Genomic DNA, 13,051 nt, shown 5'->3' with positions numbered 1-13,051 from the left:
GGCTTGCGACAGCTTGCTGCGAGGAAGTACGGATAAATTGCTGGGGAAGTGGGGTGTCGTAACCGCTCGATCTTGGCAGCCGTTCGTACCGTGAAGTTATGGCTATTCGTACCTTCGCGCGTCCTTTTGTCCTGCTGACCGTTTCCGCTGTGGCAGTGGTCGGCATCGCCTCACCAAGTCCGGCAGCAGTGGGTGATGACACCTCCTTTGCGCTGGCCGCTGGGGCAACTCCGTTCGGAACAGTGCTCGGGCCCGATGGCGCAATCTGGATGGCCACCGGAGCCGCAAACTCGATCGCAAGGGTCGATGCCAAGGGCACGGTGACCAACTACCCCGTGCCGACGGCCGCATCGGCCCCCCGCTTCATCACCGTTGGTTCGGATAGGAACTTGTGGTTCACCGAGCAAAGCGGCAACAAGATCGGTCGCATCACGACGGCAGGCGTCATCACAGAATTTCCAGTCACCACTGCAGGCGCCGAGCCATTCGCCATTGCACCGGGACCCGATGGCAACTTGTGGTTCACCGAGCAAAGCGGCAACAAGATCGGTCGCATCACGACCTCGGGATCGGTGACAGAGTTCTCAATTCCGACAGCGGCCTCTGTGCCCTACGGCATCGTTGCGGGCCCCGCGGGCAGCAATGACATGTACTTCACTGAGTCTGCTGGAGACAAGATCGGCAAGATCACTTCCTCAGGAGCAATCACGGAGTTCCCGCTGACCAGTGGAGCTCGCCCCTTTGGCATCTCCACAATCGGTTCGGCGCTCTGGGTTGCCGAGCACGGGATCAACAAGCTTGCTCAACTGCAGGGCACGACAGTTCTTGAACTGAGCCTCCCAGCTGGTACGCAGCCTCTCTGGATCACCCAGGGTCCTGGCCCCACCATGTGGGTCTCCTTCTTTGGCACCTCTGCAGCGGCAGTCTTCACAGCTGCGGGTTCTTTGCAAGCTATCTACCCGCTGGAGGCCGGATCCAAGCCCACTGGCTTGACTCAGGGCTCCGATGGCAACATCTGGGTGGCTGAAAGCGGAACTGCCAAGCTCGCACGTGTGTTGTCAGGCCAACTGCCGATTTCAGTAACAGCGCCTGCAGTAACTCCCGCCGGCGTTGCTGTCGGTGCGACGGCGAGCACGACAACAGGCACCTGGGCATACGAGCCAACGAGCTTCCTCTATCAGTGGCAACGATGCACGGCGAACTCGACTACGAGTTGCACTGTCATCGCTGGTGCCAGCGCGGCTACGTATGTGGTGACGACGGCTGACGCAGGCAAGTACCTCCTATCCAGCGTCGCGGCGACAAACCTCAATGGCTCAGTGACCGCTGTGAATAGCGCTCCGGTTCAGGTTGGCGGAAGTGCGACGCCGTCGCCGACCTCGTCGGCCACCCCCGCGCCCTCGACAACTGCAAAGCCGACGGCCAAGCCGACTGCAACGTTGTTGACGATCGCCGGTCCGGCGGTCATCAATCGCGGTAGTGCGGCAACCTTCGTCGTCACCGTGAGTCCGTCGACGGCAGCAGGTGTGGTGAATCTGACCTACCGTCAAGGAGCGAAGCGGGTTCTCGCGCTGAATTTGAAGCCCGTCAATGGGGTGGTGTCGTCATCCTTCGCGGCTCCTGCCACCTGGAAGAAGGGCAAGGGTCGAGTGATTGCTCGATTTACGCCCACCACGCCGACGGTCAACGGCTTTGCAAAGTCGATTCATCTGGTGAAGGTCCGATAGCGAGCTGGCGTCAGTCGCGCAATTTGCTGAACTGTGTTGACCGCCCAAGTGGTGGGGTCTAACGTCAGTCGGGCCCCGCTGCAGTTGGCCTGCGGGAGATGCCGAACTGCTGAGGAGTGCACACCTTGACCATGCGCGACGGAGTTTTCATTGCTGGTGCTTGGAGTCAGGGAGCTGGGTCGGCAGAGCTCGTCGAGCGCTCATCAATCGATGACCAGGTGATCGGGTCGGTGCAGTCGGCATCCGAGGCACAGGTTGATGCCGCAGTACTTGCTGCCGCCGCGGCCTTTCCTGTCTGGAGTGCGACACCTCGCGCGGAGCGCACGGCAAAACTGCATGAAATAGCAGAGGCTCTTGAAGCCCGCACTGACGAGTTTGCTGAGCTGGCCACTCGCGAGGTTGGCACCACCTTGTCGATCTCCAAAGCAGTTCAGGTCGGCTTGGCAGTGCGCGTGCTGCGCTCAACCGCAGATGCAATGGACGAACTCTCCCTTTCGGAGGAAGACGAGAACTTCGTCGTCGAGCGTGAGCCAATCGGGGTCGTTGTTGCGATTACACCCTGGAACTTTCCCTTGCATCAGATCGTCGCAAAGCTCGCCCCGGCGCTTGCTGCTGGATGCACAATCGTGGTGAAGCCTGCTGAGCTGACCTCACTTTCAGCAATCGCGCTGTTCGAGCTCATTGATGGCGTCGGACTTCCGGCGGGCACAGTCAACCTGGTATGCGGCCCCGGCTCGGTTGTAGGCGAAGCGCTCGTTCGTCATCCGCTGGTCAACATGGTCAGCTTCACCGGATCCACTCTGGCCGGAAAACGCGTCGGCGAACTAGCCATCAATGACGTGAAGAAGGTCGCGCTTGAACTCGGCGGCAAATCGGCTTCCGTGTTGCTCGAAGACGCCGATCTTGATCGGGCGGTGCCCTCATCATTGAGCAACTGCTATCTCAATAGTGGCCAGGTCTGTTCGGCGCTTACGCGACTGATCGTCATGCGCTCGCAACTGCCTCGTGTTGAGGAATTGCTGCTCAAGGCTGCCGAGAGATTCGTGCCGGGTGATCCACTTGAGAGCTCAACGCGACTAGGCCCACTGGTGTCAGCCGACCAGCGTGATCGCGTCATTGAATACATTGAAATTGGAATTGCCGAGGGCGCTCGCGTTCTTGTCGGTGGTCCGCAGCAACCCGAACTTCCTGGCTATTTCGTTACGCCAACGGTGTTCACTGACGTCGACGTCGACATGCGCATCGCACAAGAGGAGATCTTTGGGCCGGTGCTCGTTGTCATTCCGGTCGACTCCGAGGAGGAAGCCCTTGCAGCCGCCAATAAGTCGGCTTACGGGCTGGCTGGTGCCGTCTGGTCAGCTGACCGTGATCGCGCGGTTGCCTTTGCTCGCAAGTTTCGCACGGGGCAGGTGGCCATCAACGGTGGTGCCTTCAATGCACGCGCTCCCTTCGGTGGCTACAAGATGTCGGGCAATGGACGCGAGCTCGGAAAGTACGGTCTGGACGAGTACTTCGAATACAAGGCCTTGGTCTACTAAGACCAACGGCGCTGAGCTAAAGCAATCGATCTGCGAGGAGGAGGAACTGTGTCATCGCTCGTAGTGATCGATAGCCTCGACGACGTCGTGGTGATCCGAATGAACCACGGCAAAGTCAATGCTCTTGACGTGGATCTGCTCATAGCGGTGCGTGCGGCTTTTACGCAAGCGCCCAAGGATGTAGCCATCGTCCTTACTGGCAATGATCGGGCATTCTCAGCTGGGCTGGATCTGCGACAGTTACTGGACTCTCCACTGCAGTACTCCGATCAATTACTTGATGAGCTTTCGGCAACCTGCCTGACGATCTTTGATCACCCTCGGCCCGTCGTTGCTGCTGTCAACGGGGCGGCAATCGCTGGCGGCGCCATGCTGGCACTTGCCGCCGATGTGCGCATCATGTCGGGAGGTGTCATCGGCTTGCCAGAACTCAAAGTGGGCGTTCCGATCCCCTCTGTGCTGATGGAACTTGCCCGGTACGTACTTGGACAGCATTTGTCACGCCATGTCCTTCAGGGCCTGGCCATCGATCCCGAGGCAGCGCTCGCGATCGGCATGATAGATGAGCTGGCCGACCCAGAGCAGCTACTCGATCGCGCCATTGCCCAGGCTCAGGGTCTGGCTTCGGTTCCTGCTGTGACCTTCGCATTGACCAAGCAGGCATTGCACGCTGAGACTCGCGATCTGATGGAAGCCGGCTCGCCAGCCGACGATGACGAGGTTGCCGATGCGTGGCAATCCGCGGAGGTCCGGGCCCAGATCCAGGCTCAGGTCGATCGCATGACTCGGCGGTAGTCAGCAGGCTTGGTAGTCTGCTGAGTGTCGGAAGCGGTAGCTCCGAACACTTCACGGAGGCCCGCCATCAGTACTCCATCGCCCGATGCACCAACTCAAGAGTCGCTATACGCCAACATCTCAATGCCCCACCTGCTGGATCTCTTGCACCTTGACGAAACAAATCACGACGTATTTCGTGCCAAGACGATCTTCGAAGATCCCATCAATCTCTACGGTGGTCAGGTTGCAGCACAAGCCCTGCGCGCTGCTGGGACGACAGTTCCGGAGGGTCGCGCTCCACACTCCTTCCATTGCTACTTCCTGCGTGCCGGCGATCCCAAACTGCCAGTGGACTACTTCGTCAATCGTGATCGAGATGGCCGTGCTTACTCAGCACGCACAGTGAGCGCGATGCAGGATGGTCGCGAGATTCTCACGATGAGTACCTCCTTTCACGTCGACGAAGATGGCCCAGACGTGCAGCCGGCAGGCATTCCGGAGGTGCTCTTTCCAGATGATCCGCGTGCGAAGACCATGAAGAGTCGAACTGTGGATATCGACTACCGCGATCCACGCCTTGTCGTCGAAGAAACCATGGTGCGCCAGGTGTGGGCCAAGGCGACTGTCGACCTGGGTGACGACGCACTTCTGCATGCCTGTGTAACCGCATATATCTCTGACATGTTCACGGGCCTGTTCACTCTTGTGCCCCGTCGCGAAGACGTGGCGCTGAGCAGCCTTGATCACGCAATGTGGTTCTTGCGCCCCAATCGCGCGGATGAATGGATCTTCATGGATCTCGTTGGTGAGTCCTTGAACGGTGGACGCGGGCTCTATTCAGGCTCGATGTTCAATGAGCAAGGTCAACTGGTTGCTCGGCTGATGCAGGAGTCCCTATTCCGCGCTCGTAAGAATTAGCCCGTCGTATATCGCAAGCGCCCAAGAGCTTCCTGCATGGCGATGGTCTTTGCGGTTGTCCAACCGGGTGGGTTGAGGGTCAGTGCGATGGCCGAACCCGAGGCACCGATGTAATTGTGGCCGACCTCCGGCGGCTCACCGCCGCTGACCAGATCCATCCCGACTTGCAGACAAGTGATGATCCAGCTGTAACGAATGTGCGTATCGACGCCGGGCCCCAAAGGAGAATCGATCCATTCGGGTCGATTGAAGAGGAGATCCCAACTCCAGTACACGACTGGGTCGTTTGGATGCGCCGCGATAGCAATGGATTTCCCTGCGGCTGGCGGAGCAGTCAGCAACTCCTCGCTGCTGACGAATACGCGCGCAGCCGTGCCGTTTCCGATCACTGGCTGCCATGCCGGCCCTGCAGTGCGATCGGCCTGCCATGCCTTCCACAATGTTGAACCGGCGGGTGGTCCGATCCAGATCACGGACGAGAAGTCGGTCAGCACATCGGCTGGAGTCGACAAGCTGTTCCAAGCGCCCTGACTGCCAAAGGCGCCGAGGGATTCTCCGAAGAGCACCAGCTTGGGACGATGGTCGGCTGGATGTTTTCGCCAGGCATCAATGATCGTGTGGATCGTGTCAGCATTCTGGATCTGCGTGGTCTCTTGGTCGATGAGAAAGCCGATCCAACTGGGCACCGCGCTGTATTGCACCCCGATGCTTGCGATATTCCCAGCCGTCACGGTCTCCAGGGCGTTGATGGCGTCGGGCTCAACCCAGCCGGTTCCCGTCAGTGCAATGACCGCGAGGTAGTCACGATCCCAAGCGTGGGTGCGATCCAGTTCTCTCACCGCCAGATCGCTTCGCTCCTGAGGAGTTGGCGCCTGATCAACGCCAATGTACAGACGAAGTGGTGTCGTTGCAGGTGCTTGAGTGATGGCTGAGATCTCACTGGGCTGCATAGTGTTGCTCACGAAGAAGCGTCCCTCGCGACCCAGAGTTGCCCATGGGGTCAGGCTCTCGGCGCTGCCGCTGTTGGAACCAAGATCACTTTGGGATTGTCCTGAGGTATCTGCGTTGATGACGCTGTAGGAGGCAACAAGTCGGTTGAATCCAAGGGCCATGGCGGAGTTGAAGAGCAGAACGACGAGTACCGCTGCGATGACTCGGATGGTCATGACTCGCCGGTATTGTCGTAGCGGTCCGCGCTTGGTTGTCCAGCGCCATAGCAGCGGGAATGCGGTTGCCAAGCGCGCCAAGTTGTTGGTGCCCAAGCGAATGCTTCGTCCAATCGCGATGAATGCGAGGGCAAAGACCAGGCTGGCGAGCAGCACGATGACCGTTGATGCCAAGGTGCCGGGCATATCGAGCTCGGCCTGCTGTTCGAGCTGCCAGCTGATCGCAATTGGAGTGAATATGACAGCCGGAATCCACGCGATCACGATGCACGCCCAGCGAAGTGACTTCCGCGGTTGCCAGCCCGAGGTGAGAGGAATCTTCCGCCAGATCCAGCCAACTGAGGCGCCGAGCGCGTAAGCCAGAGCGGTGCCAAGCGAGGCAAGCAGGATCAGGAGGCTGATGGGCCGGGGCAGCAGCGAAGGAGTCAAAGCGATCACGTAACCCGGCGCCGCACACACCAAGCCCAGCGCGCTCAAGGGCGCGCGGACGATCCGACGGCGCAAGGGCGGGGAGAACGGCGCAACACTCATGACAGCAGTATTTCGATGACGGACCCTGCCTCGCCCGGCGGCTCGTGTGTAGCGTTTCACCATGACAAATATCGCCCCATTTGTATGGTTTGACTCCCAGGCAGTTGCGGGCAGTTAGTCGCGATGCGGATCGCCGTTAGAGGCAGATCCTGTCGACGCGAGCGGCAAGTTCGAAATCGAGAGTGGTCAGACCTTCTTTGTCGTGCGTCATCACTGACACGCGCAATTTTGTCCACCGGATGTCGATGTCGGGGTGATGATCCATGGCCTCGGCGACTTCAGCTATCGCATCGACCCACTGCATCGCCGTGTGAAAGTCCTTTGCCACTGCGGTGCGAGTGAGTTGGCCCTGCTCAAGGAACCACAGAGGAAAACTCGTAAGCATGACGGCGATTTCTTCATCTGACAGCAGGGTGGGGCGCACATCCTCACGGTACTCGAATACAAGGGAGGTGCCGAGCTGATTGCCGGCACCCCCCTTGTATATGAGTGGACTAGGCCGGTACCTGTTGTGCGATCTTGGCTGCGGTCATGACCCACTCGGTGCCGTCGTCGGTGTAGCCCGCCGGAGGTGTGTCTTTGACCTGATCAGTCTTCGTGTATGCCGAGCCGTTGTCACCGTATCCAACTGGCGGCGCGTCTTTGACACTCGCGTAGTAGCCGTCGGGAATGACTGCGTAGTAGCCAGCCGCACTGCCGTTGGCATCCCAGGCATTCGCCGCGTAGTAGGTGCCGCCGTTGGGCGAGGTTGAGAAATCCACGTGTGACCCGGTTTGCTGGAACTGCTGGTGGTAGCTGTATGGATAGGTGCTCGTCACCGCATGGAAGGTGTACGGGAGAGTCTTTTGACATTGCGCACCGGCATCGGCAAAGCCAGCAGGGCAGACCCAAATGGTGCGAGTGGACGGTCCGGGTGCCGGCGCTGGGGCAGGGGCAGCCGCCGGTGGCGCTGGCGCGGGTGCGACAGCAGCTGGCTGCACGGCGGCGGCCGGCTGATCAACGAGAACACCAGTGAATTGAGCCAGGCTTTGCTGCATGGTGGCCGAGCTGGGTCGGCCTGTGCTTGCGGAATTCGCCGGGGTGACAGTGAACGTGTACCGCTGTCGCACGTCGAGGCCGCTCAACAGCGTGTGCGTGTCTGATGTGATTACCTTGGCCGCGGGGTTGGCTGCGCCGACAACCGTGGCAGTCGCGGTGTATTGGACGACGCTTCCCTCGCCCTTGTTCGCAGTGTGGTTCCAGCTCAACTGCACCTCGCCGGAGATTCCTGTGGTGACAACCGTCAGCCCCGATGCTGCGCCTACCTGAGAAACGGGAGTCGCGAAGCCGATGCGCGCGCCATCTCTTGAAACGGTGTACCGAATGCCGGGATCGAGGTTGTTGAATATTGCCGGCTCACCTGCGCGCACCTTCATTGTTCGAAGCTGATGACCAGCAGCCTGAGCCGCGATAATCCCGCCGTCCGGCGAGATCACGGTGATGCCATTGAGTCGATTGGCAAGCACTTGAGTGATGCTTGGTGTCGAGTCGCTCGCGATGATTGTTGGAGCCGGCTCTTGTGCGATGGTGACGGCAAATGCTGGCGTGGCGCTGAGGTACAAGCCGATGGCTGTCGCAGCGGTTCCGGCCAGGATGAAGCGCTTCATGATGTCTCCTCCTCGGGACGGCCGATGCCGTCACTACGGAGGTTTCCCCGACACCCATGCGATCAAACGCAGAATTGTCAGAGTTGGGTAAGGATCGACGTGGGAGTTCGCCTGTGGACGAGGAAGATGTGCAGTCGCTTTGCTACTCCCGGAATCGCAAGAGTGCGCCCCCGGTTTGAGTCGGATCGGCCAGCAATAGCGGGATGCTGCCGCCCGTGGTCATGCTGGTCCTTGCCCCGCGAGCGTCGAGTTCCTGTTGGGCATCTCCAAGAGAGCGCACTGGCAGAGTCACTGCATAAATTGCGGCGCCTCTCTCAGCGAGAGCTTCCCGTAGGCCAACATCGGCTTCGTTATCCGAAGGCGAGACGAACTCAACGATGTGATCCCCAAAATCCAGCGCCGCAGAAAGGTGTGCTGTACCGACATGTGAAGTTGATGGCTGCCGCCCAGTGAACTCAGCCATCCATGCCACGGATGCCTGAGCGTCTTTGACGCACACAGTGATCGTCGGTCCGCCGCAGATGCCGATCGGATTGCTGCCCGCGCCCTTGCTCGGGTCCCAATCCGAAGTCTCGCGTGGATCATGTTCGAAGCGAGCGGTGGTCAGTTCAAGTGACAGCCCATGGCAGTCACGAGGATGCACGAATATGTACTGGTCAGGTGCGTGATCGGTGATGCGGATGCCGCGCTCTTGAACGATCTCAATTGCTTCCTCCAGCGACGGCACGGTCCATTCAAGGGAGTGCCAGCGCTCGCCGAATTTCTTAATCCAAGAGTCGATGGCCAGATCAGGCAATGTGGGCGAGAAGACTTCAAAGCATGCCGCGCCAGCCACGTACAGCGCATTCCTAGCACCGAACTCAGGTGTGCTGAATTCCATGAACACTGGAGAGTCGAAACTCGTGCGGTAGTAGTCAAGGAGACCGTCATAGTCCTTGCAGAACTGATTGACATGTCCATGCCGGATTAGATTCAAGACTCTGCTCATTGTGCTGCCTACTTTCCTTGAAAGGCTCCCGGGCGATTCTCGCGCAGAGCCGCCAAGGCTTCTTGGTGATCATGCGTTGTCATGATCACTCCCATATGGGATGCAACCAGATCGAGCGCGGTTCGGAGGTCGATATCGGCAGATTGATAGACAGTGCGCTTGATCAAGCTCACTGCGATGGGCGCCTGTCGAGCAATGCGTTCGGCCAAGGCTTGAGTGTGCGCAAGGAGTTCGTCATCGTGAACAACAGTGTTGACGAACCCGATCTGTGTGGCTTCAGCACCGGTGACGGTATCGCCAGTGAGCAATAGCTCGAGTGCCTTTGCTGTGCCAATAAGTCGGGGCAAGTAGTAGCAACCGCCGTCACCGGGTACGACGCCAAGGCGAACATATGCCGCGCTGAATCTGGCGGATTGCGCGGCAATACGCATGTCGCACATCAGAGCCATATCCATGCCGGCACCAACGGCTGCACCGGCCACGGCTGCAATCACTGGTTTGTCGATGCGATCCAATGTGAGTGCGACGCGATGGATGTCCTTGGTGAGGAATTCGCGGCGGGCCAAAGCCGAGGGGTCCACAGCGGCGAGCGCTTCGAGATCAATTCCGGCACAGAAGGCTTCGTTGCCACCTGTGATCACGATGACGCGAACTTCTGGATCTGCGTCGGCCTTCAACAGCAGGTCCGCCCACAGGTTCACCATGCTCAGAGTGAAGGCATTGCGCCGAGCAGGTCTATTCAAGGTGAGTGTTGCAACGGCATTTGTCACTGAATAGAGGATTTCCTCGCTCATCGATCCTGACCTTCCCCTGCATTGACGATGGCTTCCCACAATTGCGGTTGATCCTGCCGCATGAATTGAGTTCCGAGCCAGGTCTCCCACTCTTCAGGCCTACCACCCTCTTCGATCCATGACCACAACCGGGTGGTGAGCGAGCCGAGTGGATATTCCTGGCTCATACCCATCGCCCCGTGCACTTGATGTGCATCGGCACTCGCTCTTCGCGCGGCGCGGGAAGCCACACTCTTTGCGATCGCGCAATTCCAGACGGTTGGGGAATTGATTGCGGTGGCAACTGCTGCTTCGGCAAGAAGAGTTTGTTCTGCGATCGCGGCCAACATGTGTGCTACCGCCTGCTGCTCGGCGATCGGCTTGCCGAATTGTTCCCGGGTTCGGGCATAGTTGACGGTCAGATCACGCAGCGCCAAGAGAGCACCTGAGATCTGAACAGCTCGCGCTAATGCAAGGCGGGCATGCAGATCAATCCAGCCGACTTCCGAAGGCAGCGGCAACAAAAGTGCAACTTCGGCGTTGTCCAGAAGAAGCTCTGCTCGACTTTCACCGGCGAGATTGCTGCCAGCAATGATCTCTGCCTGGCTCATGGCTACTAGAGCGATGTGCCAGAGCTGATCGATCAGCACTGGGAGTACTGCCAAGTGTGTGTTTTCGGCAATTGGAACGTTCAATGCGCGGCCGGTGATCTGCCAAGCGCCATCCGCCCGCGCCGCTGCCAACTCAGAGCCGATGTCGAAGGCGGGCGCGAGCTTGCTCTGAAGCTCTACGTGACCACATTTCTGCAAAGCCCATCCGCTGATGAATCCGCTTTCGGCAAGATCCGTATTTCGCGCCCGACCAGCCAGAAGTCGTAGCGCGACAGCCAGGTCAGCATCATCTCCACCCGATCCTCCCTCGGCCTCAGCGATGCCAATCCAGCCGATACCCGCCTCTTCGAGGGCACTCATGAGTTGGTCATCGGTGCCCTCGCACATTGCAATCAGCGCATCAGCCAGAGCGCTGCGTTCAGGAGTCAGTGGCCAGTCGAGTTGGCTCATCGGCTCAGACCCTTGCTGACGATGCCGCGCAGAACTTCGTTCGTGCCCCCTCGGATGGTGAATCCAGGCGCTTGAAACTGTGCCTCGCGCAAAAGTGATCGTGCTTGCGTACTCGCTGCAGATGTTCGACCTTGATCTGCAACAAGATCGAGCGCGACTTGCACAGTTCGCTGTTCAAATCGAGTGCCGAGCGATTTGAGGAGCGGAATCTCGATTGCCGAAGTCTGACCGGCAGCCAGATGCTCCACAACGCATTGGTTGATCGCGCGATAGCTGGTGATCTCGGCAATGCAGCGGCCGATTTGGGAAGCCGAACCTGCGGACGGACCTAGGCCGGAGAGCAATTCCTGCAGCAACGGAAATGTGGAGAGATATCGTTCTGGCCCGGCTCGCTCGAACGCCAATTCCTGCATGGCCTGAGTCCAACCATTGCCGATTGGTCCAAGGACGTCGCCGTCAGGCACGAACGCCGAGTCAAAGGCCACCTCATTGAAGTGATGCTCGCCGCTGATCAACGGGATCGGACGAATCTCAATGCCTGCATTGGGCAGGCGAACGATGAACTGCGTGAGGCCCTCGTGACGCAGGCCGCCCGTGCGTGCGAGCACAACAATTGCGTGCGCAGAGTGGGCGCCGCTAGACCAGAGTTTGGCTCCGGTGATCGACCAACCACCCTCGACTTGCTCGGCACGAGTGCGTATGGCTGCCAAGTCTGAGCCGGCATCGGCCTCACTTAGGCCAATTGAGATCCAGGCTTTGCCGTCTGTGACCCGAGGCAGCCATTCGCGCTGTTGAGCGGGTGTGCCATGTCGCAGAATCGAAGGGGCGAACTGTCGTTCGGCAAACCAATGCGCTGACACTGGGGCTCCAGCTACGAGCAGCTCTTCGCTGACCACCAGGCGCTCTGCGACGCCCAATCCACGTCCACCGAATTCTCGGGGCAGCATGAGACCGATGAGCCCGTGATGACCAAGCCGGGCGCTGAATTCAGGATCGAATCCGGTGAGCCAGGAATCGCAATGGGCGGTGAAGTGCCCTTGAGCCAACTCGTCTTGAATGAATCCGCGAATCTCTGAACGCAAAGCTGCCAGCTCAGACATGCAGACCTTCCCTCATGACGGCAATCTCCCCGATCCGCACTCTAGGTGGCAAGCACCCCCTTATGGTTTCGAATGTGACTGCCAGACATGAGCAACGTGGACGGATTCTGGTGATCACGATTGATCGACCTGAGAAGCGCAATGCCATCAATAGCGAGATCACCGAAGCGATCGATATTGCCCTGAATGAACTGGAAGACAATCCCGATCTGTGGGCCGGAGTCATCACTGGTACTCCCACGATGTTCTCGGCCGGAACCGATATGAGTTCCCGTGATTCGCGATCAACTGAACGCGGAGGGGAATATGGCCTGATCCGTCGACAACGCGTGAAGCCGCTTATTGCTGCTGTCGAAGGCAATGCATTAGGTGGCGGCTTCGAAATCGCCCTCGCTTGCGATTTGATTGTTGCCTCCAAGACGGCACGCTTTGCCTTACCTGAAGTTCAGCGCGGGGTCATTGCCACCTCAGGAGCGCTTTTCCGCGCGATGCGGGCATTGCCTCTCAATGTTGCGCGCGAGATGCTCATCGCTGGCACCAGCCTCGATGCTGACAGGGCCTATCAACTCGGACTCGTCTGCCAGGTCACTGAACCCGAGCGAGCGTGTCAAGCCGCGGTGGAACTTGCCGAGCGCATCTGTGTGGCGTCACCGCATTCGGTGCAGCAGACCCTGAAAGCCATCAATGCGCAATTGGCAGATGAGGATGCGCTTGGCTGGGAGGCGACTCGCGTCGCAGTTGAGGCGATTCTTGAATCTGAAGACATGCAGGAGGGCCTAGCCGCCTTCTTTGAGAAACGTTCACCTGAATGGAAGGGCCGGTAGCC

Annotated in this window: 12 protein-coding genes; 5 read left to right on the top strand and 7 right to left on the bottom strand. The window is 59.2% G+C overall.

The genetic code is table 11. From position 1 onward, the window contains the following. Window positions 1-98: 98 nt before the first annotated feature. The 4 genes from Q7L55_11400 to Q7L55_11385 all read left to right on the top strand — a co-directional run bounded on the left by Q7L55_11400 (window position 99) and on the right by Q7L55_11385 (window position 4,960). On the top strand, window positions 99-1,727 hold the full coding sequence (locus Q7L55_11400; GenBank protein MDO8733153.1) for a hypothetical protein: 1,629 nt from the start codon (window positions 99-101) through the stop codon (window positions 1,725-1,727). A gap of 125 nt (window positions 1,728-1,852) precedes the next feature. After that, on the top strand, window positions 1,853-3,265 hold the full coding sequence (locus Q7L55_11395; GenBank protein MDO8733152.1) for an aldehyde dehydrogenase family protein: 1,413 nt from the start codon (window positions 1,853-1,855) through the stop codon (window positions 3,263-3,265). 48 nt (window positions 3,266-3,313) lie between these two features. Beyond that, on the top strand, window positions 3,314-4,060 hold the full coding sequence (locus Q7L55_11390; protein ID MDO8733151.1) for an enoyl-CoA hydratase/isomerase family protein: 747 nt from the start codon (window positions 3,314-3,316) through the stop codon (window positions 4,058-4,060). Window positions 4,061-4,084: 24 nt separating this feature from the next. Then, window positions 4,085-4,960 (top strand): thioesterase family protein, encoded by an 876-nt coding sequence (locus Q7L55_11385; protein MDO8733150.1) that lies wholly within the window; start codon window positions 4,085-4,087, stop codon window positions 4,958-4,960. Here Q7L55_11385 and Q7L55_11380 read toward each other — a convergent pair. The 7 genes from Q7L55_11380 to Q7L55_11350 form a co-directional block, all read right to left on the bottom strand. After that, window positions 4,957-6,657 carry an alpha/beta-hydrolase family protein gene (locus tag Q7L55_11380; protein MDO8733149.1) on the bottom strand — a complete coding sequence of 567 codons (1,701 nt, stop codon included), beginning with the start codon at window positions 6,655-6,657 and terminating at the stop codon, window positions 4,957-4,959. The genes Q7L55_11385 and Q7L55_11380 overlap by 4 nt on opposite strands. A 136-nt stretch (window positions 6,658-6,793) precedes the next feature. Beyond that, window positions 6,794-7,081, bottom strand: coding sequence for a 4a-hydroxytetrahydrobiopterin dehydratase (locus Q7L55_11375; GenBank protein MDO8733148.1), 288 nt, complete (start codon window positions 7,079-7,081; stop codon window positions 6,794-6,796). A 70-nt stretch (window positions 7,082-7,151) separates the two neighbouring features. Beyond that, entirely contained in the window at window positions 7,152-8,303 is a 1,152-nt protein-coding gene (locus Q7L55_11370) for a fibronectin type III domain-containing protein (protein MDO8733147.1), read from the bottom strand. Between the two features lie 142 nt (window positions 8,304-8,445). Continuing rightward, window positions 8,446-9,279, bottom strand: a complete 834-nt coding sequence (locus tag Q7L55_11365) for a hypothetical protein (protein ID MDO8733146.1) — start codon at window positions 9,277-9,279, stop codon at window positions 8,446-8,448. A 20-nt stretch (window positions 9,280-9,299) separates the two neighbouring features. Continuing rightward, window positions 9,300-10,085: an enoyl-CoA hydratase-related protein gene (locus Q7L55_11360; GenBank protein ID MDO8733145.1), complete on the bottom strand. Its 786-nt coding sequence runs from the start codon at window positions 10,083-10,085 to the stop codon at window positions 9,300-9,302. Continuing rightward, window positions 10,082-11,125 (bottom strand): acyl-CoA dehydrogenase family protein, encoded by a 1,044-nt coding sequence (locus Q7L55_11355; GenBank protein ID MDO8733144.1) that lies wholly within the window; start codon window positions 11,123-11,125, stop codon window positions 10,082-10,084. Before Q7L55_11355 ends, Q7L55_11360 begins: the two co-directional genes overlap by 4 nt. Beyond that, window positions 11,122-12,225 (bottom strand): acyl-CoA dehydrogenase family protein, encoded by a 1,104-nt coding sequence (locus Q7L55_11350; GenBank protein MDO8733143.1) that lies wholly within the window; start codon window positions 12,223-12,225, stop codon window positions 11,122-11,124. Before Q7L55_11350 ends, Q7L55_11355 begins: the two co-directional genes overlap by 4 nt. Before the next feature lie 62 nt (window positions 12,226-12,287). On the opposite strand from Q7L55_11350, the gene Q7L55_11345 reads away from it, so the two are divergent. Next, window positions 12,288-13,049: an enoyl-CoA hydratase-related protein gene (locus Q7L55_11345; GenBank protein MDO8733142.1), complete on the top strand. Its 762-nt coding sequence runs from the start codon at window positions 12,288-12,290 to the stop codon at window positions 13,047-13,049. The last annotated feature ends 2 nt before the right edge of the window (window positions 13,050-13,051 follow it).

It is taken from the genome of Actinomycetota bacterium (assembly GCA_030650795.1).
GTDB lineage: Bacteria > Actinomycetota > Actinomycetes > S36-B12 > S36-B12 > UBA11398.
The sequence above is the reverse complement of the archived record's forward strand: the minus strand, read 5'-3'. Positions and strand labels throughout refer to the sequence as shown.

What these genes read in the sequence shown, in the direction of transcription:
- Q7L55_11355 (MDO8733144.1), bottom strand. Translation starts at nt 11,125, where the DNA reads ATGAGCCAACTCGACTGGCCACTGACTCCTGAACGCAGCGCTCTGGCT.
- Q7L55_11400 (MDO8733153.1), top strand. Translation starts at nt 99, where the DNA reads ATGGCTATTCGTACCTTCGCGCGTCCTTTTGTCCTGCTGACCGTTTCC.
- Q7L55_11350 (MDO8733143.1), bottom strand. Translation starts at nt 12,225, where the DNA reads ATGTCTGAGCTGGCAGCTTTGCGTTCAGAGATTCGCGGATTCATTCAA.
- Q7L55_11370 (MDO8733147.1), bottom strand. Translation starts at nt 8,303, where the DNA reads ATGAAGCGCTTCATCCTGGCCGGAACCGCTGCGACAGCCATCGGCTTG.
- Q7L55_11380 (MDO8733149.1), bottom strand. Translation starts at nt 6,657, where the DNA reads ATGAGTGTTGCGCCGTTCTCCCCGCCCTTGCGCCGTCGGATCGTCCGC.
- Q7L55_11345 (MDO8733142.1), top strand. Translation starts at nt 12,288, where the DNA reads ATGGTTTCGAATGTGACTGCCAGACATGAGCAACGTGGACGGATTCTG.
- Q7L55_11360 (MDO8733145.1), bottom strand. Translation starts at nt 10,085, where the DNA reads ATGAGCGAGGAAATCCTCTATTCAGTGACAAATGCCGTTGCAACACTC.